This is a genomic window from Actinoalloteichus fjordicus (assembly GCF_001941625.1).
GTDB lineage: Bacteria > Actinomycetota > Actinomycetes > Mycobacteriales > Pseudonocardiaceae > Actinoalloteichus_A > Actinoalloteichus_A fjordicus.
In genome coordinates this window covers 6,576,861-6,596,308 of the sequence record NZ_CP016076.1, presented here as the reverse complement: position 1 = coordinate 6,596,308, position 19,448 = coordinate 6,576,861, and the positions used below count along the sequence as shown (strand labels likewise).

General features: G+C 71.6%; 17 protein-coding genes. 14 read left to right on the top strand and 3 right to left on the bottom strand.

Translation table 11 applies throughout. The features are described 5' to 3' along the window. Positions 1-10: 10 nt before the first annotated feature. On the bottom strand, positions 11-841 hold the full coding sequence (locus UA74_RS28180; RefSeq protein WP_075742893.1) for a dienelactone hydrolase family protein: 831 nt from the start codon (positions 839-841) through the stop codon (positions 11-13). A 187-nt stretch (positions 842-1,028) separates the two neighbouring features. Between UA74_RS28180 and glmS the strand changes: the two genes are divergently transcribed. The 6 genes from glmS to tsaE all read left to right on the top strand — a co-directional run bounded on the left by glmS (position 1,029) and on the right by tsaE (position 8,246). Beyond that, positions 1,029-2,894, top strand: a complete 1,866-nt coding sequence (gene glmS / locus UA74_RS28175) for a glutamine--fructose-6-phosphate transaminase (isomerizing) (protein WP_075766358.1) — start codon at positions 1,029-1,031, stop codon at positions 2,892-2,894. A gap of 271 nt (positions 2,895-3,165) precedes the next feature. After that, entirely contained in the window at positions 3,166-3,573 is a 408-nt protein-coding gene (locus UA74_RS28170) for a holo-ACP synthase (RefSeq protein ID WP_075742891.1), read from the top strand. 123 nt (positions 3,574-3,696) lie between these two features. Continuing rightward, the gene (locus UA74_RS28165) at positions 3,697-5,208 is read left to right on the top strand and encodes an NAD(P)H-hydrate dehydratase (RefSeq protein WP_075742890.1); all 1,512 of its coding nucleotides are present in this window, start codon (positions 3,697-3,699) and stop codon (positions 5,206-5,208) included. Positions 5,209-5,380: 172 nt separating this feature from the next. Next, entirely contained in the window at positions 5,381-6,586 is a 1,206-nt protein-coding gene (alr, locus tag UA74_RS28160) for an alanine racemase (RefSeq protein WP_075742889.1), read from the top strand. Beyond that, on the top strand, positions 6,583-7,686 hold the full coding sequence (locus tag UA74_RS28155) for an alpha/beta fold hydrolase (RefSeq protein WP_083683735.1): 1,104 nt from the start codon (positions 6,583-6,585) through the stop codon (positions 7,684-7,686). The genes alr and UA74_RS28155 overlap by 4 nt, the downstream gene beginning before the upstream one ends. Before the next feature lie 95 nt (positions 7,687-7,781). Beyond that, complete coding sequence (gene tsaE, locus UA74_RS28150; RefSeq protein WP_075744327.1) at positions 7,782-8,246, top strand: tRNA (adenosine(37)-N6)-threonylcarbamoyltransferase complex ATPase subunit type 1 TsaE; 465 nt, start codon at positions 7,782-7,784, stop codon at positions 8,244-8,246. A 984-nt stretch (positions 8,247-9,230) separates the two neighbouring features. Here tsaE and UA74_RS28140 read toward each other — a convergent pair. Continuing rightward, the gene (locus tag UA74_RS28140; protein ID WP_083683733.1) at positions 9,231-10,061 is read right to left on the bottom strand and encodes an IclR family transcriptional regulator; all 831 of its coding nucleotides are present in this window, start codon (positions 10,059-10,061) and stop codon (positions 9,231-9,233) included. Between the two features lie 118 nt (positions 10,062-10,179). On the opposite strand from UA74_RS28140, the gene aceB reads away from it, so the two are divergent. The 4 genes from aceB to tsaD all read left to right on the top strand — a co-directional run bounded on the left by aceB (position 10,180) and on the right by tsaD (position 14,394). After that, on the top strand, positions 10,180-11,784 hold the full coding sequence (gene aceB, locus UA74_RS28135) for a malate synthase A (protein ID WP_075744325.1): 1,605 nt from the start codon (positions 10,180-10,182) through the stop codon (positions 11,782-11,784). Between the two features lie 260 nt (positions 11,785-12,044). Beyond that, positions 12,045-12,779 carry a tRNA (adenosine(37)-N6)-threonylcarbamoyltransferase complex dimerization subunit type 1 TsaB gene (gene tsaB / locus UA74_RS28130; RefSeq protein ID WP_075742888.1) on the top strand — a complete coding sequence of 245 codons (735 nt, stop codon included), beginning with the start codon at positions 12,045-12,047 and terminating at the stop codon, positions 12,777-12,779. Beyond that, positions 12,776-13,330: a ribosomal protein S18-alanine N-acetyltransferase gene (rimI, locus tag UA74_RS28125; protein WP_075742887.1), complete on the top strand. Its 555-nt coding sequence runs from the start codon at positions 12,776-12,778 to the stop codon at positions 13,328-13,330. The genes tsaB and rimI overlap by 4 nt, the downstream gene beginning before the upstream one ends. Continuing rightward, positions 13,327-14,394: a tRNA (adenosine(37)-N6)-threonylcarbamoyltransferase complex transferase subunit TsaD gene (gene tsaD / locus UA74_RS28120; RefSeq protein WP_075765794.1), complete on the top strand. Its 1,068-nt coding sequence runs from the start codon at positions 13,327-13,329 to the stop codon at positions 14,392-14,394. Before rimI ends, tsaD begins: the two co-directional genes overlap by 4 nt. Before the next feature lie 623 nt (positions 14,395-15,017). On the opposite strand, the gene UA74_RS33870 is transcribed toward tsaD, so the two are convergent. Then, entirely contained in the window at positions 15,018-15,545 is a 528-nt protein-coding gene (locus UA74_RS33870; protein ID WP_075765792.1) for a PhoD-like phosphatase N-terminal domain-containing protein, read from the bottom strand. A gap of 450 nt (positions 15,546-15,995) precedes the next feature. Here UA74_RS33870 and UA74_RS33865 point away from each other — a divergent pair, with 450 nt between their 5' ends. The 4 genes from UA74_RS33865 (at position 15,996) to groES (ending at position 19,261) form a co-directional block, all read left to right on the top strand. Further along, positions 15,996-16,256 (top strand): hypothetical protein, encoded by a 261-nt coding sequence (locus UA74_RS33865; protein WP_157442339.1) that lies wholly within the window; start codon positions 15,996-15,998, stop codon positions 16,254-16,256. Between the two features lie 94 nt (positions 16,257-16,350). Further along, on the top strand, positions 16,351-17,304 hold the full coding sequence (gene tgmB / locus UA74_RS28110) for an ATP-grasp ribosomal peptide maturase (RefSeq protein WP_075765790.1): 954 nt from the start codon (positions 16,351-16,353) through the stop codon (positions 17,302-17,304). Further along, the gene (locus tag UA74_RS28105) at positions 17,301-18,464 is read left to right on the top strand and encodes a methyltransferase domain-containing protein (RefSeq protein ID WP_075765788.1); all 1,164 of its coding nucleotides are present in this window, start codon (positions 17,301-17,303) and stop codon (positions 18,462-18,464) included. Before tgmB ends, UA74_RS28105 begins: the two co-directional genes overlap by 4 nt. 500 nt (positions 18,465-18,964) lie before the next feature. After that, entirely contained in the window at positions 18,965-19,261 is a 297-nt protein-coding gene (gene groES / locus UA74_RS28100) for a co-chaperone GroES (protein ID WP_075742883.1), read from the top strand. Positions 19,262-19,448: the final 187 nt, after the last annotated feature.

The following is a 19,448-nucleotide window of genomic DNA, read 5'->3' as shown; positions in this document are numbered from 1 at the left end:
ATGCGGCGGATCAGCTCGCTTCGGCGAGCTTCGCGCCCGGCAGGCTGCGCCTGCTGAACTCCAGCTGCGCCCCGGGCACGTCGTTCTCCAAGAGCGGGTCCATGTCGCGGTTGCCGGTGAGTACCCGGAGCAGGAACGCGGTGGTCAGCGCGGTGGCCAGCCGTCGGGGGCCTCGGGAGGCGCGGCCGTCCATCAGCAGCTCGCTCCAGTGCCGCCCCTCGGTGACGCCGAGGTGATCCGCCTTGGTCAGCGTGCGGAGTTGGACGGGCCCGGCCCAGCCGTGGGCGAGCGGCTCAGCGGTGGCCTCCGGCGGGGCGACCCGGTCCTCAGCGCCCGCCAGGTGCAGCGCGGGCACGCGGACGCCGGCGCCCGTGCTGATCGCCGACGGCCGGGACTCGGTCGGTGAGATGGTCACCACCGTGCGGATGCGCGAGTCTTCTGCGGCGGCGATGACGGCCGCCCCGCCGCCGAAGGAGTGACCGACGACGCCGAGCCGGTCGGCGTCGATGCTGATCCGACCGTCGCCCAGCCGTACCCCGGTGCACACGTCCAGTGCGGTGCACAGGTCGGCGGCGAAGAGCCGGTGCGAGGGCAGCGGACCGCGCTGGGTGGCCGGGGCGGCGACCACGATGCCCCAGGACGCCAGATGTCGGAGCATGGCTCGGTACCTCGGCAGCGGCTGCATCCAGCCGTGCCCGAAGGCGACGGCGGGCAGGTCAAGGCCTCGGCGTGGCGTGACGACGAGGCCGGGCAGACCGACCAGGGCAAGATCGCCGTAGAGCACCTGATGCGGTCCGGGCCTGCTCAGCTCGGCGAGCAGCTTCTTGGCGGGGGCGGCCATGAACGACGACGGTAGTCGATCAGGCGGTCGAGGGCCGCGCTGACCCGGCTTCCGACGGCTCGGTCGGGCAGCGGACAAGATCCACACTGGTCTATACCAAAACTCGCCCGAGTGAGCGTGCTACCTGCGACGATGCGGGAGTGTCGTAGGCGAGGAGAGTGCGCCGCTGCCGGCTTACGCTGTGGCTGTGTGCGGAATCGTCGGATATGTGGGCCATCAGCAGGCACGTGACGTGGTATTGGCTGGTCTGCGGAGGCTGGAGTACCGGGGCTATGACTCTGCGGGCATCGCCGTGGTCGACGGCGGGCTGGCGGTGGAGCGCAAGGCCGGTCCGCTCCGCAACCTGGAGACACGCCTCGACGAGGTGGGGCGGGAGAGGTTCGACGGGACCACCGGTATCGGGCACACGAGGTGGGCGACCCACGGTGCGCCCACGGACCGCAATGCCCACCCGCACACCGATGCTGCGGGCCGGGTCGCCGTCGTGCACAACGGCATCATCGAGAACTTCGCCCAGCTTCGCGCCGAGCTCGAGGCGGCGGGCGTGGAGATGGCCAGCGACACCGACACCGAGACCACCGCGCATCTGATCGCCCGCGCCTACCTCGGCATCGACGGCGGCGACTCCGAGGGAGACCTTCCCTCGGCGGTGCGCGCGGTGTGCCGCAGGCTGGAGGGTGCGTTCACCCTCGTCATCACCCATCTGGACGAGCCGGACATGATTGTCGCGGCTCGCCGGTCGTCCCCGCTGGTCGTGGGGGTCGGCGACGGCGAGACCTTCGTGGCCTCCGACGTGGCCGCCTTCATCGAGCACACCAGGAACGCGGTGGAGCTCGGGCAGGACCAGGCCGTCGTCATCACCCGGGACGGCTACCAGGTCACTGACTTCCACGGCACGGAGATCACGCCCAAGACCTTCCGCGTCGACTGGGACCTCGCCGCCGCCGAGAAGGGCGGCCATGAGTACTTCATGCTCAAGGAGATCGAGGAGCAGCCGGAGGCGCTCGCCAACACCCTGCGCGGCCACTTCGCCGACGGCCGGATCGTCCTGGACGAGCAGCGGCTCGCCGATCAGGACCTCCGCGAGATCGACAAGGTCTTCGTGGTGGCCTGCGGATCGGCCTACCACTCCGGTCTGGTCGCCAAGTACGCGATCGAGCACTGGTGCAGGCTTCCGGTGGAGGTCGAGCTGGCGAGCGAGTTCCGTTATCGCGACCCCGTGCTGGACCGAGACACGCTGGTGGTGGCGGTCTCCCAGTCCGGTGAGACGGCCGACACGCTGGAAGCCGTCCGGCATGCCAGGGAGCAGAAGGCCAGAGTGCTGGCGGTCTGCAACACCAACGGGGCGCAGATCCCCCGCGAGTCCGACGCGGTGCTCTACACCCATGCAGGCCCCGAGATCGGGGTCGCCTCGACCAAGGCCTTCCTCGCCCAGATCGCGGCGAACTACCTGGTCGGTCTGGCACTGGCAGGCGCACGCGGTACCAAGTACCCGGACGAGGTGGCCAGGGAGTTCCACGAGCTGGAGGCCATGCCGGAGGCGGTCAGCCGGGTGCTCGGCACGACGGGTCACGTGCGGGAGCTGGCGAGGGGCCTCGCCGACTCCAAGGCGGTGCTCTTCCTCGGCAGGCACGTCGGCTACCCGGTGGCGCTGGAGGGCGCGCTGAAGCTCAAGGAACTCGCCTACATGCACGCCGAGGGCTTCGCGGCGGGTGAGCTGAAGCACGGCCCGATCGCGTTGATCGAGGAAGGGCTGCCCGTGGTGGTCGTCATGCCGTCCTCGAAGGGCCGGGCGACGCTGCACTCGAAGCTGCTCTCCAACATCCGGGAGATCCAGGCGCGCGGCGCGCAGACGATCGTCATCGCCCAAGAGGGTGACGAGACGGTCCGGCCGTTCGCCGATCACCTCATCGAGGTGCCTGCGGTGTCGACGCTTCTCCAGCCGCTGGTGTCCACCGTCCCCCTGCAGATCTTCGCCGCCGAGATCGCCAAGGCCAGGGGTTACGACGTCGACAAGCCGCGCAACCTGGCGAAGTCCGTCACGGTCGAGTGAGCCCGTTTCCGCCTCTCGTCGCCTGAGGACGTGCGAGGGGAGGCGGGAGCACCGCCGGCCTGCGCAGGCCGTCCTCGGCGGGCTGATGCGCGGCGGGCAGGCGTGCCGCCAGTGTCGTCCTCGTGGGCGGTGGTCGCCCCGACGTGTCGCCGCGCGGAGCCTCGGCCCGTCGCCGCGCGGAGCCTCCGCCCCGACGAGCCCGGTTCCTCCGCGACGCGCAAGCGAGGTCGCCTCGAACGGACTTCCAGCCCGGCCTGGCAGGCTGACCGTCATGATCGTGGGGATCGGCACCGACCTGGTGGGCGTGGTCCGGTTCGAGGCCGTCATCGCCCGTACCCCGGACCTGCTCGACCGGGTGTTCTGCCCCGAGGAGCGAATCACCGGATCGGGCGGCGACCGGTCGGCGCGGTCGTTGGCGGCGCGCTTCGCGGCCAAGGAGGCGGCGGCCAAGGCACTCGGCGCCCCGGCAGGCTGTGGATTCCGTGACTGCGAGGTGGTCACGGCGGCCGACGGCAGGCCGACGCTGCGGATCACCGGCGTCCTGGCGGAACACGCCGCCCGCCTCGGCGTGCTCCGCTGGCATGTCTCGCTGACGCACGATGCGGACCTCGCCGCCGCCATCGTGATCGCGGAGGCCGCCGAGCCGGGGCCTGCGGCGACCGGGCCCGCGCGGGCCTGAGTGCGACCGGCTGCTGCCGCGCACGCCGGGGATCTCCGGTCGAAAGGTGCGTCACCGGGCTTCGGTCGTCAGGATGATCGTCGGGTGTGCTGAACAGTCGCGGTCTTTGAGGAAGGAAGCCGGATGCGCGGAGTGTGGACCGCCGACCAGGTGCGGGCGGCCGAGGAACGACTGATCGAGCAGGTTCCCGAGTCGACGCTCATGTATCGAGCGGCCTTCGGCGTGGCCGTCGCCGCCTCGGACCTGCTCCGGGAGCATGTGGGCCGGGTCTCGGGCGCACGGGTGGTGCTGCTGGTCGGCGCGGGCAGCAACGGCGGCGACGCGCTCTGGGCCGGGGCCTTCCTGCGGCGCCGCGGAGTGCGAGTGGACGCCGTGCTGCTCGCCCCCGACCGGGCGCACCCTGCCGGGCTGGCCGCCCTGCGCGCGGCGGGCGGACGGGTGCTGGCGGTGACGGGGTCGCGGTCCGGCGGCGTGGCCTCGGCCGAGTCGCACTCGGCGGGCTCGGACTCGGCCGAGGCCGCCGCCGAGGTGACGGCGCGGGCGGACCTGGTCGTCGACGGGATCGTCGGCCTGTCGGCTCGCGGCCCGCTACGGCCCGCCGCCGCCGCGCTCGTCGAACTCGTCACCGCCCCGGTGCTCGCGGTGGACCTGCCCAGCGGCGTCGACCCGGCCACCGGCGAGGTCACCGGACCTGCCGTCTCGGCGACGCGCACGGTGACCTTCGGCGGGCTCAAGCCCTGCCACGTCCTCGGCGCGGGTGCGATCCACTCCGGACGGGTCGACGTCCTGGACATCGGCCTGACCGAGGAGCTGGGTACGCCGGAGCTGTCCCTGCTCGACCCCGCCGACCTGCGTCGCAACTGGCCGGTGCCCGGCCCGCAGGACGACAAGTACAGCCAGGGCGTGGTGGGCGTCGCGGCGGGCTCCGCCGTCTATCCGGGTGCCGCCATCCTCGTCACCGGGGCGGCGGTGCACGCGACCTCGGGCATGGTGCGGTACGCGGGTCCGGCCGCCGACGTCGTCCGGGACCACTGGCCGGAGGTCGTCGCCACCGGGACCGTCGCCGACGCCGGGCGGGTGCAGGCCTGGTCGGTCGGGCCGGGCATCGGCACCGGCGAGTCGGGTCGTGAGGTCCTCCGCCACGTCCTGCGGTCCGGGCTGCCCGCCTGCGTCGATGCCGACGCCATCACCCTGCTCTCGCAGGACGAGACGCTGTGGGACCTGCGCGATCCCGGTGTTCCGCTGGTCCTGAGCCCGCATGCGGGGGAGTTCGCCAGGCTGTTCGGCCCGGTGGGAGCGGACCGGGTCGCCTCGGTCCGCCGGGCTGCGGCGCACTTCGACGCGGTCGTCCTGCTCAAGGGCAACACCACGGTCATCGCCGCGCCGGACGGGCGGGTCCTGGTCAATCAGGCGCGGGCCTCGTGGGCGGCGACGGCGGGTTCCGGGGACGTCCTCTCCGGGCTGATCGGCGCGTTGCTGGCCTCGGGGCTCGACCCGTGGGCGGCGGCGGGCAACGCGGCGCTGCTGCACGCCTCGGCCGCCGACCTGGCCGCGCGGGGCGCACCCATCGGCGCCTCCGCCCTGCTCGCCGCCGTCCCCGCCGCGATCCGTCGATTCCGACGCGCCGAGGACTGAGGCTCTCGCGTCGGCGGGCGGCCGGGGCGGGACCGTCGTGCAGGCGGCGCCCGGCAGGTCGGCGCCGACCGGGCGCCGGGACATCCTCGGCTGCGGACCACGGCGGCTCGCCCCAGACGTGCGCGCCGACTCAGCTCACCCGTCTGCCGCGTTGTGACACCATGGCCGGGTCATGGACGCACATCACACGGTGCCTCCGTCTCGGGCCGAGCTGGTCGTGGACGCCGAGGCGATCAGACACAACGTCGCCCTGCTGGCCGAGACGGCTCGGCGCTCCGGCGCCGCGACGATGGCCGTGGTCAAGGCCGACGGCTACGGACACGGCGCGCTGACCGCCGCGAACGCCGCGCTGGCAGGCGGCGCGACCTGGCTGGGGGTCCGCTCGCAGGCCGAGGCCCTCCAGTTGCGTGCGGGCGGTGTCACCGCCGACATCCTGTGCTGGCTGCACGAGCCGGAGGAGGACTTCACCGAGGCGGTCCGGCAGCGGGTCACCCTGTCGGCGGCCACCCCGGCCACGCTCCGCGCCGTCATCGCCGCCGCACGCCGGACGGGGACCCCGGCCGCCGTCCATCTGAAGATCGACACCGGGCTGAGCCGCAACGGCGCGTCTCGGGAGGACTGGCCGAGACTGGTCGCCGAGGCCGCCGAGGCCTCGCATGCGGGGCACGTCGCCGTCGGCGCGGTCTGGTCGCATCTGGCGTGTGCCGACGAGCCGGGGCACCCGTCGATCGACGCCCAGGCGGCTCGCCTCGACGAGGCCTACCGGGTGGCATGCGCTGCGGGACTCCGGCCGATGAGACACCTGGCGAACTCCGCCGCCACCCTCACCCGGCCCGACCTGCACTTCGACCTCGTCCGGCCGGGCATCGCCTGTTACGGCCTGAACCCGGTGCCCGGCCACACCTCGGCGCCGCTGCGTCCGGCGATGACCCTGCGCAGCACGGTGGTGCTGGTCAAGCGGATCTCCGCCGGAGAAGGCGTGTCCTACGGGTTGACCTGGGCCGCCGAGCGGGACACGACGCTGGCCCTGGTCCCGGTGGGTTACGCCGACGGCGTGCCCCGACTGCTCTCGGGCCGGATGTCGGTCTGGCTGGCGGGGGCGCGACGGCCGATCGCGGGCCGGATCTGCATGGATCAGTTCGTGGTGGACTGCGGTGACGACACCGTCGAGCCGGGGGACCCGGTCGTCCTGTTCGGTCCGGGTGATCACGGCGAGCCCACCGCGACGGACTGGGCGGACGCGATCGGCACCATCGACTACGAGATCGTCACCGGGATGCACCGGCCGAGGGGACGTCGGGTCGTCGTCGACGGAGCGAATGCCGCCGTCGACGGAGGCGAGGCACGTCCCGAGCACCACGCGGAGGCGGACGAATGAAACCGTGGCATGTCGTGGGCGTCGTCGGCGGCCTGGTCGGCGCGGCCGTGGGTGGTGCCGTCGTCGGCGTCGCCGCCCAGAGCGCCCGGCTGGCCGCCCAGCGCGCAGGCGAAGCGGACCCGCTGGCTGACGAGCAACTGGGAATGCTGGCACCCGATCGCGAGTACACGGTGGCCGCCGACGACGGACTGCCGATCGCCGTGGAGGAGGTGGGCCCCGCCGACGGCGGCGAGCCCGAACTCACGGTCGTCCTGGTGCACGGCTACGTGTTGGACCGCCGGTGCTGGCACTTCCAACGGCGCGACCTGCCGTTGATGACCGATCCTCGGGTCCGGGTGATCTCCTACGACCAGCGCAGTCACGGCCGGTCCGGCCGGGCGCGGCTGGCGTCGTCGACGATCGAGCAGCTCGGCCGTGATCTGGCGGGGGTACTGCGGGTGGCCGCGCCGGAGGGTCCGTTGGTGCTGGTCGGGCACTCGATGGGCGGCATGACGATCATGGCGCTCGCCGAGCAGTACCCCGAGCTGTTCCTCGAGCGGATCAAGGGCGTCGCCCTGATCGGCACGGCGGCGGGCGAGCTGGGGAAGTCCGGCCTGTCCCGGTCGTTCCTCAACCGGCGCAATCCGATGACGAGGGGCCTCGGACGGGTGGCCTCCTGGCAGCCTGGGCTGTTCGAGATGGTCCGACGCGCGGGCGGCGGGATCACCAGGAGCGGGGTGCGCTCGATCGCCTTCGGCGACCGGAAGGTCAGCCCGTACCTGGTCGACCTGATGGCGGAGATGATCACGTCGACGCCGTTGCAGGTCGTCACCGACTTCCTGGAGACGCTGGGCACCCACGATCGCTATACGGCGCTGGTCGGGCTGCGGCACTGCGAAGTGCTGGTGTTGGCGGGCGACGCCGACCGGATCACCCCGTTCTGGCATTCGGAGGTCATCGCCAGAGAACTGCCGAACGCGGAGTTCGTCCGGATCGAGGGCGCGGGGCACATGGTGATGCTGGAACAGGCGGACCGCTGCACGGAGGCCGTGCGGCAGCTCGTGCGCAGGGTCAGCGGCAGGCGCCGGGCGCCGATCCGACCGGAGGAGGCCGAGGCGTGATCGACGACGCGACCGCAGCAGACCTGCCCGGCCGGAGCGTGTCCCCCGCCCGTTCCGGCGCCGAGGGCCGCGTCGCCGACGGCACGGCGGCGGCCGTGGAGCGACGCCGGACCCTGCCCACACCCGCCGACACCCATGCGCTGGGGCAGCGGCTGGGCGGGATCGTCGAGGCAGGCGATCTTGTGGTGCTGGCAGGCCCGCTCGGCGCGGGCAAGACGGCACTCACCCAGGGCATCGGTGCCGGGCTGGGCGTCCTCGGGCGGGTCACCTCGCCGACCTTCGTCATCGCTCGGCTGCACCGTCCCGCGCCGGACGGGCGTGGGGTGGCGCTGGTGCACGTCGACGCCTACCGGCTCGGCGGGTTCGGCGAGCTGGAGGATCTCGACCTCGGACTCGACCTCGACCAGGCCGTGGTCGTCGTGGAATGGGGGGAGGGGCTGGCAGAGACGTTGACCGACGAGCACCTGCTCATCAGGATGGACCGCCGACCCGACGACACGCGCGAGGCGATGCTGCTCGCGGGCGGCCCGACCTGGGCTCGGCGGCTCGCCACGCTCTGAAGCCGGTCTGTGATCCCTGCTGTCGGAGTTGCGCGGTGATCGGGCGCGGGTCGCGATCGTGTGTGCCTGTCGGTAGTGGTCTGCTGCCCGTTCGACCTGTCCCAGGGCGGCGGCGAGGTGACCGAGGTGTTGTGCGGTGGGGCCGAGGGTGAGCAGCCCGCTGCCTGCCCCCGCGAGTTCTCCTGCAGCCGGGAGCGGTCGTTCATAGAGCCGTGCCATCGTCGGCCGGTCGGCTGCCCTGATCGCGATCATGGCGTGCAGGCAGGTACGCGCCTCGAACAGCAGATCGGGTGGGGAGTCCGGCACGCTGCCTGCGACGTCGCCTCACCATGGCTCGCTCCTGTCGCCTGGCAGCTCATCCACGGCGCTCCCCACGCAGGACTCCAGAGGGATCGAAGACAGACCGAGAGTCTGTCTTCGATCCCTGCTTTCGGAGTTGTGTGGGGCCGGCGCGGCGATCTGCGGCGTTGTCGTCGGTCACCATGGCTCCGCCATGGCTCTCTCCTCCGCCTGGCAGCTCATCCATGCCGCTCCCCGCTCAGGACTCCAGAGGGACCGAAGACAGACTCTGAGTCGGTTCCTGCTGCTCGGCGTACCTGATCGGGGTGCGGAGTCGGCCTCGTCGCGTGCGGTTTCTCGGGTCGCTTCCGACGTCGACTGTCGCCGATCTCGGCCGGGGTGGAACGCCAGGCCCGTCGCATCCGTTTCCTGCGTCGCCCGAGCCGCCCGGGGCTCGGTCCGCGTGCGGACCCGACGCGCACCCGGTGTGGGCTGCCCGCTCGTCGTCCGCTCCGGTGCGCAGCAGGCAGCGGAGGAAGCATCCGGCGTCTCGACTCCTCGGGCCCGGAAACGGGGTCGGGCTCGGCACAGTCGGTGCCGTCCCGCGTCGCCGTTCCGGCACCGCACCGCGCAGCTGGACGATGGCTGCCGGGTCACCGGGGCTTCCGCAGGCCGGATCGGGTCGACGCCGCGCCCGGCTCGTGATCAGCTTCGGGTACCGCGCTGACCGCGTCCGGTCAGTTCCTCGGCTACCGCCTCGGCGGCCCGCCGCAGGGCGGGAAGCAGCGCCGCCTCGCCGATCCGCTGCATGCGGTCCTGCGGACCGCTCACCGAGACCGCGGTGGGCGTGTCTGCGGTCGGCACGGCCACCGCGAGGCAGCGCACCCCGAGTTCCTGTTCCTGAGCGTCGATCGCGTGGCCCGTGCGACGGATCTGCCGCAGCTCGTCGATCAGCGCGTCGGGCGTGGTGATGGTGTGCTCGGTCTGTGCAGGCATCCCGGCGCTGCGGACGAGGTCCAACGCCTGTTCCTCCGGGAGCAGCGCGAGCACCGCCTTGCCCACCGCGGTGCTGTGTGCGGGCACCCGCCTGCCGACCTCGGTGAACATCCGCATCGAATGAGGCGACGGCGCCTGGGCCACGTAGACGAGCTGGCTGCCCTCCAACACCGCGAGGTTGGCGGTCTCGCCGGTCGCCTCGGTCAGCTCCGCCAGCCGGGGGCGGGCCCAGGTGCCCAGTGCCCGTCCGGCGGTCTCGCCGAGCCGGATCAGTCGCGAGCCCAGCGCATAGCGCCGGTCTGGTCGTCGGCGGACGTAGCCGCACTGCACGAGGGTGCCGAGCAGCCGGTGGATGGTGGGCATCGGAAGTCCGGCGGCCTCGGCGAGTCGGCTGAGTGTCATCTCGCCCCCCGCGTCCGCCAGCAGCTCCAGCAGCCGGATGCCGCGCTCGACCGACTGCACCCCGCCTGCCTGCGCGGGCCCGGTCGGTGCAGGACCGCGCTGTCCTGAAGCGATCTGGTCGGGGTCGTCTGGGGACATCCGAATGGGACTCCGCTTCTGTCCGGTCGGCGAGGTTCTTCTCGGGCCCGCTCCGAGCAGCTAGTCTAGCTATCGCAGTTCGGAAACATAGTTCCACAATGCGGAAAAGGGAGTGCTCATGTCCGATCAGACCGAGCAGGGCGCCCAGGTGCTGGGAGCGCCTGTCGAGCGCGGCGAGGAGATCCTGACGCCCGAGGCGCTGCGTTTCCTCGCCGGTCTGCATCGTCGTTTCGACCCGCGACGACGGGAGCTGCTGTCCAGACGAGTCCTGCGCAGAGAGGACGCGGTCCGCCGTGGCGGCCTGGACTTTTCGCCCGAGACGGCCGAGATCCGGGAGTCCGACTGGCGGGTCGCACCCGCACCTGCGGACCTGCGTGATCGCCGGGTCGAGATCACCGGTCCCACCGAGCGCAAGATGACGATCAACGCACTCAACTCCGGCGCGGAGGTCTGGCTGGCCGATCTGGAGGACGCCAACACCCCGCACTGGGAGAACGTCGTGGGCGGGCAGATCAACCTGTTCGACGCCGTACGACGGACGATCTCGCATACCGGTCCGGACGGGCGCTCGTACACCCTGCGCGAGGACGTCGACCCCGCCGTCATCGTCGTGCGCCCCCGAGGCTGGCACCTGTCGGAACGACACCTGCGCGTCGACGGCGAGCCGATCGCCGGGGCACTGGTCGACTTCGGCCTGCACTTCTTCCACAACGCCGCCGAGCTGCTGGCCAGGGGAAGCGGCCCGTACTACTACCTGCCGAAGCTCGAGAGCAGCCTGGAGGCCCGACTGTGGAACGAGGTCTTCGTCCACGCCCAGCAGGAGCTGCGGGTGCCGGTGGGCAGCGTCCGGGCCACCGTGCTGATCGAGACGATCCCGGCCGCCTTCGAGATGGACGAGATCCTCTACGAGCTGCGTGAGCACGCCGCCGGACTGAACGCCGGACGCTGGGACTACCTGTTCAGCATCATCAAGACCTTCCGCGACGCGGGCGCGTCCTTCGTGCTTCCCGATCGCAGCGGCGTCACGATGACCGCCCCCTTCATGCGTGCCTACACCGAACTGCTGGTCCGCACCTGCCATCGACGGGGCGCGCACGCCATCGGCGGCATGGCGGCCTTCATCCCGAACCGGCGGGACGAGCAGGCCACCGCCACCGCCCTGGCGAAGGTGCGCGAAGACAAGGAACGCGAGGCGGCCGACGGCTTCGACGGCTCCTGGGTCGCCCACCCGGACCTCGTCCCGCTGTGCCGGGAGGTCTTCGACAAGGCCTTGGGCGACGCGCCGAACCAGCTTGATCGCACCAGGGACGACGTGCGTGTCGCGCCACGACAACTGCTCGACGTCGCCTCGGCGGGCGGCGCCGTCACCGAGGGCGGGCTGCGCGCGGCCGTCGACGTCGGCATCCGATACCTCGTCGCCTGGCTCGGCGGCAACGGAGCCGTCGCGATCCACAACCTGATGGAGGACGCGGCCACGGCGGAGATCTCTCGCTCGCAGCTCTGGCAGTGGGTGCACAACGGGGTGCAGCTCGACACGGGCGCCACCGTGGACGTCGAGCTGGTGCGCGAGGCCGCGCAGCAGGTTCGTGAGTCGCTGCTGGCCGAACTGCCCGCCGACCAGGCGGACCGGCTCGACGAGGCGGTGGAGCTGTTCGAGGAGGTCGCCCTCGCCGAGCGGTTCGTGGACTTCCTCACCCTGCCCGCGACGGAGCTGCTGCCCTAGCAACCGGCGCGTCGACCGTGCGGCGCGTCGACCGTGCGGCGGGTCGACCGTGCGGCGGGTCGACCGTGCGGCGTCCGGGCAGTCCGCCCGGTCGACCCTCGGTGCTGCGCCGCCGGTCGGTCTCGGTGTTGCTCGGAGCGGCGGGCTCGCCTGTGCAGATCCGGCTACGCCGTCGATCGACAGCGCGTTCGGCGCGTGCCGGCGTGGGGACCGGCCGGCCGGGCGGAGCGGGCCGGCCGTGGGCTCCTAGGCTCTCCCTCGTGTTGTTGCTGGCCATCGATACGTCCACCCCTGCGGTGACCGCGGGGCTGGTCGAACTCGACCCTCGGTCCGCACCACGACTGCTGGCCGAGCAGATCGTGGTGGACCCGCGAGCCCACGGTGAGCTGCTCACCCCGCTGATCTCCTCCGCCGTCCAGACGGCGGGGCGCACGCTCGCCGACCTCGATGTGATCGCCTGCGGCGTCGGACCGGGCCCCTTCACCGGGCTGCGAGTCGGCATGGTCACCGCAGCCGCGCTGGGCGACGCCCTGGACCGACCCGTGTATCCGGTCTGCTCGCTGGACGCCGTGCGGGCGGCCTGCGTCGCCGAACCCGCGACGCAGGCCGAGTCGGGCTCGGGTTCCGCCGCCGATGCGCACTCGGTCGGATCGCTGCTGGTGGTCAGCGACGCGCGCCGCCGCGAGCTGTACTGGGCGAGGTACGACGCCGACGGCGTTCGGACCCACGGACCGGAGGTCGCCGCCCCGGACGCCCTGGCCGAGCGGCTGCCAGACCTCGACGTCGCCGCGCTGGCGGGACCGCAGGCGAGCCAGGCGGCCGAGCGATTCGCCCTTCCGGTGCACGCCACGACGGGGCCGACCCCGCTGGGCCTGGCACTGGTGGCGGCCGAGGCCGCCCTGGCGCAGCGGAGCCCGGAACCGCTGGTGCCCCTGTACCTGCGCAGGCCCGACGCCGTCGCACCCGGCGCCCCCAAGCGGGTGAGCCCGCGATGACCTTCCGACTCGTTCCGTTGACCGAGTCCGACCTGTCCCGCTGCGCGGAGCTGGAGGCTCGGCTCTTCCGGGGCGATGATCCATGGCGGGAGTCCGCCTTCCGGGCCGAGCTGGCGGCCGGTCATCTGTACCTGGCGGCTCGGCGCGGAGCCGAGCAGGACGAGGTCCCCGGCCCGGCGGGCCTGATCGGCTACGCGGGCCTGGCGGTGGTGGGTCGGGCGCCGGACTTCGAGGCCGAGGTGCACACCATCGCGGTCGACCCCGACTACCAGGGCGGCGGTGTCGGCACGGCCCTGCTGCGCGCGCTGCTGCGGCGGGCCGACGAGGTGAGCGCCACGACCTTCCTGGAGGTCCGCACCGACAACCGGCAGGCGATCACGCTGTACGAGCGTCACGGCTTCGAGGTGGTCGGCCTGCGGAAGCGGTACTACCAGCCGTCGGGAGCGGACGCCTACACCATGCGTCGGCCCGCGCAGCCCCCGCAGCGCAACGCCGCAGCGGGATCGGACCTGGGATCGGACGCAGGATCGGACGAGGAGACCGTGCGATGACCAGGCCGAACAGCCGACCCGAGTCGATCGTGCTCGGCATCGAGAGTTCGTGTGACGAGACCGGTGTCGGCCTGGTCGGGCTGCACGCCGACGGCTCGGTCGAGCTGCTGGCCGACGCCGTCGCCTCCAGCGTCGAACAACACGCCAGGTTCGGCGGCGTGGTGCCGGAGGTGGCGAGCCGGGCGCACCTGGAGTCGATGGTCCCGATGGTGCGCAAGGCCTTCGCCGACGCCGGCCTGCGGCTCTCCGACGTCGACGCGATCGCGGTGACCGCCGGGCCGGGCCTGGCAGGCGCGCTGCTCGTCGGCGTGTCGGCCGCCAAGGCCTACGCCGCCGCGCTCGACCGGCCGCTCTACGGCGTCAATCACCTGGCGGGACACGTCGCCGTCGACACACTGGAGCACGGCCCGCTGCCCTCGCCGAGCCTGGCACTCCTCGTCTCTGGCGGGCACACCCAGCTGCTACTCGTCGAGGACGTCGCGAGCTCGATCACCGAACTCGGCTCGACCATCGACGACGCGGCGGGTGAGGCCTACGACAAGGTGGCCCGACTGCTGGAGCTGCCCTATCCCGGCGGACCGCCGATCGACGCGGCGGCCCGACGCGGCGATCCGCGCGCCATTGCCTTCCCCCGGGGGCTGACCGGACCGAAGGATGCTCGGCACGACTTCTCGTTCTCCGGCCTGAAGACGGCCGTGGCCCGCTGGGTCGAGCAGCGGCAGGCCGCAGGCGAGCCGGTGCCGGTCGACGACGTGGCCGCCTCCTTCCAGGAGGCCGTGGCGGACGTGCTGACCGCCAAGGCTGTGCGCGCCGCCCAGGACCACGGTGTGCGGACCATGGTCATCTCCGGTGGGGTGGCGGCGAACTCGCGGCTGGGGGAGCTTGCCGCGAGCCGCTGTGCGGCCGCGGGCATCGAGCTGCGCGTCCCTCGGCCGCGGCTGTGCACCGACAACGGGGCGATGATCGCCGCATTGGGTGCCCGACTGCTCGCGGCAGGCGCCCCTCCCTCACCGCCGGACTTCGGCGCCGACCCCGCCCTCCCGGTCGGCACCATCCTCGTCTGAGGTCGCTGGCTGCGGTCGCCGTCGGGGCAGGGCACGGCGAACACTCTCCTTGCGGGCTTGCGGGCTTGCGGGCTTGCGGGCTTGCGGGCTTGCGGGCTTGCGGGCTTGCGGGCTTGCGGGCTTGCGGGCTTGCGGGCTTGCGGGCTTGCGGGCTTGCGGGCTTGCGGGCTTGCGGGTCGCGCCACGGTGCGTGTCGATGGTCGCGTCGTCGCCGAAGATCGCGATCCGATCGGGATCAGATCGGTGTCGCCCTGCCGCACCGCCCACGTCTGGGGGCGGCCGTCGGACTTGGTCGTCGCGAGGACGCCGAGGCGGGCCTCGGCGAGCAGAGTCCGCAGGCGGAACGGGCCAGCGTTCGCCGCCTGCGCGGCGTTCGCCCGGTACGTCCGGACGAACGCCACGCAGGCCGCCTGTTCTCCGCTTGCCAGCCTGACGGGGACGGCCGAGGACGGCTGCCGTCCCCGCCGGGGTGAAACGCCGTCGTGAGCCGTCGTCGACCAGGGACAAGGACTTCGTGGGGATGCGTTGATTGATCACGCCATAATGATCGAACAGGTGTTCGATCGAGGCAAGATATCGATCGAGTGGATCTCCTGCCCTTGCGCCTCCCGGTGCGACTCGATTCACACCTCGTGCAGCGTCGCCTCCCGGTCCGGCACCACGAAAGACGCCCTGGTGTGCACGGGCGCACCGGTCCGGCTCACCTGCGGCACCACCCGGAAGTCGGCTCGCCCGACCGGCGAGTGGTGCCCGCCCGTCCGGAATCGAGAGAAGTACTCCGTCCCCGACCGCAGGCCGGACAGTTCCACGTGGACGCTGTGTCCCAGTTCCGGTCTGGCGTGCTCGGTGCCGCGTCGCACCACCCGACGGAAGCGCTCGTCGGTCGCCAGCTCCCACTGCACCCTGACGCTGCGGGCGGGCATCCCGCCCATGCCGTCCTCGGCCAGCGGCTCCGGGGCGAGCCGAGTCCAGAGCACGAACCCGTCCGGGAAGGGGTCCCCGGAGGCGACGCCGAGGGTGAACGGATCTCGACGCCCGCCTGCCGTCATCGAATCGGACGGGGCACCCGAGGTGCCCTGGCGGCCTGCCGCCCAGCTCGCAGCCGGGGCGACGACGGTGAGGCCTGCTGCGGCGGTGCCCGCGACCAGCATCGAACGGCGGGATAACGCGGAGCGGGCGGGAAGCGCGAGAGCGGGTGGGGTGCTGCGTTCGGTCCCGTCGTTCCTCTGTGGCGGGATCTCGACAGGCGAGCCTGCTGTCGCCAGCCCAGTCGAGGCTGGTGGACCCGTGTGGCGACTCCGTCCACACCAGGTGATGTGCCGATCACCATTCGGTGAACGGGACGTCGCGACGACGGGTTCCGGGACCGTGAGTGCATCGTGAACGCCCCCGAACCCATGCCCTTCGCACCTTCGTCGGAGCCGACGGAGGCGAGGCGGCGTCACAGTCGGGACAGCGTCGGCCCGCTGAACGAGGAGCTACTGCATCGGATGTCACCGATCACTGATCACCCGACTGTCCTCTCGACGACTGTCGGCCGTCCGGGCGCTTCTTGATCGAGCTCGTCGTCGTCCGGCAGTTCCCGCGATAGCTTGCGGTTCATGTACCGAAGCGAGGAAAAGCGGCGGTTCATCATCAGGAGCACGCCTGCCGCCGACGCCGATCCCATCGCGCGCGCGAGCGGACGCTTTCCGCTAGACGGCTTCACCATCCTCGACCGCCACGACGATGCCGCCTCGCCTGCAGGCGTTCGTCCTTGGGGACTGCGGCGAGCTCGCCCGGTGGGGCAGGGTCTGGAGCTTCCTGCCCACGGTTCGACGCCGCACGGCAGCTGTCGGTGGATGCCGACGGACGCCCCTTGATCGACCTGCCACTCGCGGGTGACCCGACCGCACTGAAGACGGAATCGGTTGATGGTGAGGACGGCCCGAGTTCCGTGGACTGGATCAACGACTGATGACAGTGCTGATACTGGCAGCGGAGCGTGATTTCTCGGCTGATCGGATGGTGCGGGCACTTCAACTACGGGAGGTTCCTGCGGCACGCATCGACACCTCCTGGTTCCCTCGACGAGCTGTCCTCGACGCCGAGATCCGGGCAGGCCGCTGGATGGGCACAATTGAGATTGGTGATCGGGTGATCGAGCTTGAGACGGTGCGGTCGGTGTGGTGCCGTCGTCCGTCGGCGTTCAGATTCTCCACGCAACTCAGCCTGACCGAGCGGCATTGGTGTGCAGAGGAGGCGAAGTTCGGCTTCGGCGGGGTGCTGTCGTCTCTGCCCGTTTTGTGGGTGAACCACCCATCGCGCAACGCTGACGCGGCGTATAAGCCGCTCCAGTTGGTAACAGCGCTGCGAAGCGGGTTGAGGGTGCCGGACACACTGGTCACCAACCGCCCCGAGTCGGTCCGACGATTCGCCGCCGGGGGCGAGACAGTGGCGAAAGGGCTCGGTCCTCCGTCGATCTTGGAGGAGGGCGCGCGTCGGGCAATGTTCACGCGACGTCTTGACGAGACCGATCTGCGAGATCTGCGCGGGGTGGAGACTACGGCGCACCAGTTCCAGCGGTGGGTGGTCAAGGCACGGGAGGCTCGACTCATCGTCGTCGGTGATCGGCTCTTCGCGGTGGGAATCGAGGCAGACTCGACTGCGGGCCACATCGACTGGCGCTCCGACTACCCGGCATTGCGTTATGTGCGGCTTGACCCGCCTGCCGACGTCGTGACCGGTGTGATCAGGTACTGCGCCGAGTTGGGCCTTGCCTTCGGTGCCTTCGACTTCGTGATCCAGCCGGACGGCGAGTGGATCTTCCTCGAATGCAACTCAGCAGGCCAATACGGCTGGTTGGAGAGCATCCTGAGCCTGCCTATCACCGATGTGCTCGCCGACCTGCTCGCTTCGGCGTCGGCATGACTCCGCCCGCCCTCGAGTGGAGGCAGTCCGCGCGGCGCCTGGCCGCTCGGCTCTGGGAGAGCGATGTCCTGCATGACGACGGGGTGCGGGCCGCGATCGAGGCGACTCCGCGGCACGTCTTCGTCCCACGATTCTTCGTACAGGAGCCCACCGGAGCGTGGGTGGCGAGCGACCAGCGGACTCCGGGGTACCTCGACGAGGTCTACCGAGACCGACCACTGGTGACCACACTCGGCGAACTCTCCGACGGGCAGCGGGTCACGGTGTCCTCGTCGACCACCCCGGGCCTCATGGTGCGGATGATCGAGGCGCTCGAACTCGACGATGCGTCGCGGGTGCTGGAGATCGGCACCGGCACCGGTTACAACGCGGCCCTGTTGACCCGCCTGCTCGGTGCCCGTCAGGTGTTCTCCCTGGACGTCGCAGCCGAACTGATCGAAGCCGCCCGCAGCAGGCTGGCGCGTCTCGGTTTGACACCGACTCTGCTCGCCGCCGACGGCGCCGCAGGACTCCCCGACCACGCCCCGTACGACAGGATCATCGCGACGTGCTCGGTGCGACGGGTGCCGTGGTCGTGGGCCGACCAGACCCGGCCCGGCGGCCTCGTACTGGCGGATCTCAAACCGGCGCTGCACGCGGGAAGCCTCGTCGCACTGCGCCGTCAGGAGGATCGACTCGAGGGTCGGTTCCTCCCCAGGTGGGCGGCATTCATGGCGATGCGCGGTGCGGCGGCTCCTGCCGAGATCGTCGAGGTGCGACGCGGCGAGGAGGGCGCGCGCGGAACGACGTCGCTCGGCTCGGACCCGGCGAGTGAGCTCGTGCCGTGGTTTCTGGTGCAGGCGGAGCTGCCGCGCATCGTCGCCACCGGCCTGCGCGGCCGCGCTCCGGACGGTCGGCCGAGCTGGGCGACGGTGGCCGCCGAGGACGGCTCGTGGTGCGAGGTGGCGATGCAGGCGGACGGCACGGGGAGCCGAGTCACCAGGCAGGGCGGGCCGGTGCGGATCTGGGATCGCTTCGAGCGAGTCGTCTGCGAGTGGGAGAACCTCGGTCGCCCAGGATGGGGGCGGTTCGGGCTGACGGTTCGGCCCGACGGCTCGCACATCGTGTGGCTCGACGAGCCCGCGAGCCCACATCGCCGGGTGCTGCCGCCCACTGAGTGACGCCGTGGCCTCGGTGCCGGGTGGCCGATCACCGGAGTTCGGTTTCGATGTGCTGCGGGTGGTGGCGGGAATCCCGGGGAAACCGAACCCAACTCTCGGCGACGTCCGGGTAGGCGCGGGTCTCGGCTCCGGGCGGGTCCGTCTGCTCCGCCGCGCCTCGTGAGCGGGACAGACCGGCCACTGTGGAGGGCTGCCGTACCCGCGCATCTCTGCCCGCGGTGCCGTCGGCGACAGGTGATCTGCCTCTCACGACTCGGTGACCGTAGGGTGGTGCATCTGGGCCTGCCTGCGGCGGATCAGGCTCTGCCGTCCGGCGGATCTCCCTCTGCTCGAGCGATGACGGGCCGGGTGAGTGCCCCCCGGCGTTGATGATTGGCACTCCCCTCGGTAGAGTGCCAGTCATACGGCGCTGAACCGCCCCGGCACCCGCGACGGCGGGGTGGCAGGAGCCGTCAAATCCTGCCAACGCTTCCGAGGCCCCAGAAGGTGGAGGTCACATCGTGGCGAGCGTGAACATCAAGCCACTTGAGGACAAGATCGTCGTCCAGGCGAGCGAGGCCGAGACGACGACCGCGTCCGGGCTCGTCATCCCGGACACGGCCAAGGAGAAGCCCCAGGAGGGCAAGGTCCTGGCCGTCGGACCGGGTCGTGTCGACGACAACGGCAACCGCGTCCCGCTGGACGTCGCCGTCGGTGACGTCGTCATCTACTCGAAGTACGGCGGCACTGAGGTCAAGTACAACGGCGAGGAGTACCTGATCCTCTCCGCGCGCGACGTGCTGGCCGTCGTGAACTGACGAGTTCATGACAGAGCCCGTCTCCGGCCTCCTCCTGTCGTGACAGGAGCGCAGGGATCAGAGACAGGCTCTCAGGTCGACTACGCACCGCCCCGGCGGTCCCGGACCCTCGGGATCTCCGGGGCGGTCGCGTCTTCCCCCCTGGTTGTATCTGGACCCGCGCAGGTGGTCCGCGCCCTGCTGGTCA

Bases quoted from the DNA above. Each gene is read 5' to 3' on its own strand.
- UA74_RS28180 (WP_075742893.1), bottom strand. From the start codon at position 841: ATGGCCGCCCCCGCCAAGAAGCTGCTCGCCGAGCTGAGCAGGCCCGGA.
- UA74_RS28170 (WP_075742891.1), top strand. From the start codon at position 3,166: ATGATCGTGGGGATCGGCACCGACCTGGTGGGCGTGGTCCGGTTCGAG.
- UA74_RS28165 (WP_075742890.1), top strand. From the start codon at position 3,697: ATGCGCGGAGTGTGGACCGCCGACCAGGTGCGGGCGGCCGAGGAACGA.
- alr (WP_075742889.1), top strand. From the start codon at position 5,381: ATGGACGCACATCACACGGTGCCTCCGTCTCGGGCCGAGCTGGTCGTG.
- UA74_RS28155 (WP_083683735.1), top strand. From the start codon at position 6,583: ATGAAACCGTGGCATGTCGTGGGCGTCGTCGGCGGCCTGGTCGGCGCG.
- UA74_RS28140 (WP_083683733.1), bottom strand. From the start codon at position 10,061: ATGTCCCCAGACGACCCCGACCAGATCGCTTCAGGACAGCGCGGTCCT.
- aceB (WP_075744325.1), top strand. From the start codon at position 10,180: ATGTCCGATCAGACCGAGCAGGGCGCCCAGGTGCTGGGAGCGCCTGTC.
- rimI (WP_075742887.1), top strand. From the start codon at position 12,776: ATGACCTTCCGACTCGTTCCGTTGACCGAGTCCGACCTGTCCCGCTGC.
- tsaD (WP_075765794.1), top strand. From the start codon at position 13,327: ATGACCAGGCCGAACAGCCGACCCGAGTCGATCGTGCTCGGCATCGAG.
- UA74_RS33870 (WP_075765792.1), bottom strand. From the start codon at position 15,545: ATGCTGGTCGCGGGCACCGCCGCAGCAGGCCTCACCGTCGTCGCCCCG.
- UA74_RS33865 (WP_157442339.1), top strand. From the start codon at position 15,996: ATGTACCGAAGCGAGGAAAAGCGGCGGTTCATCATCAGGAGCACGCCT.
- tgmB (WP_075765790.1), top strand. From the start codon at position 16,351: ATGACAGTGCTGATACTGGCAGCGGAGCGTGATTTCTCGGCTGATCGG.
- UA74_RS28105 (WP_075765788.1), top strand. From the start codon at position 17,301: ATGACTCCGCCCGCCCTCGAGTGGAGGCAGTCCGCGCGGCGCCTGGCC.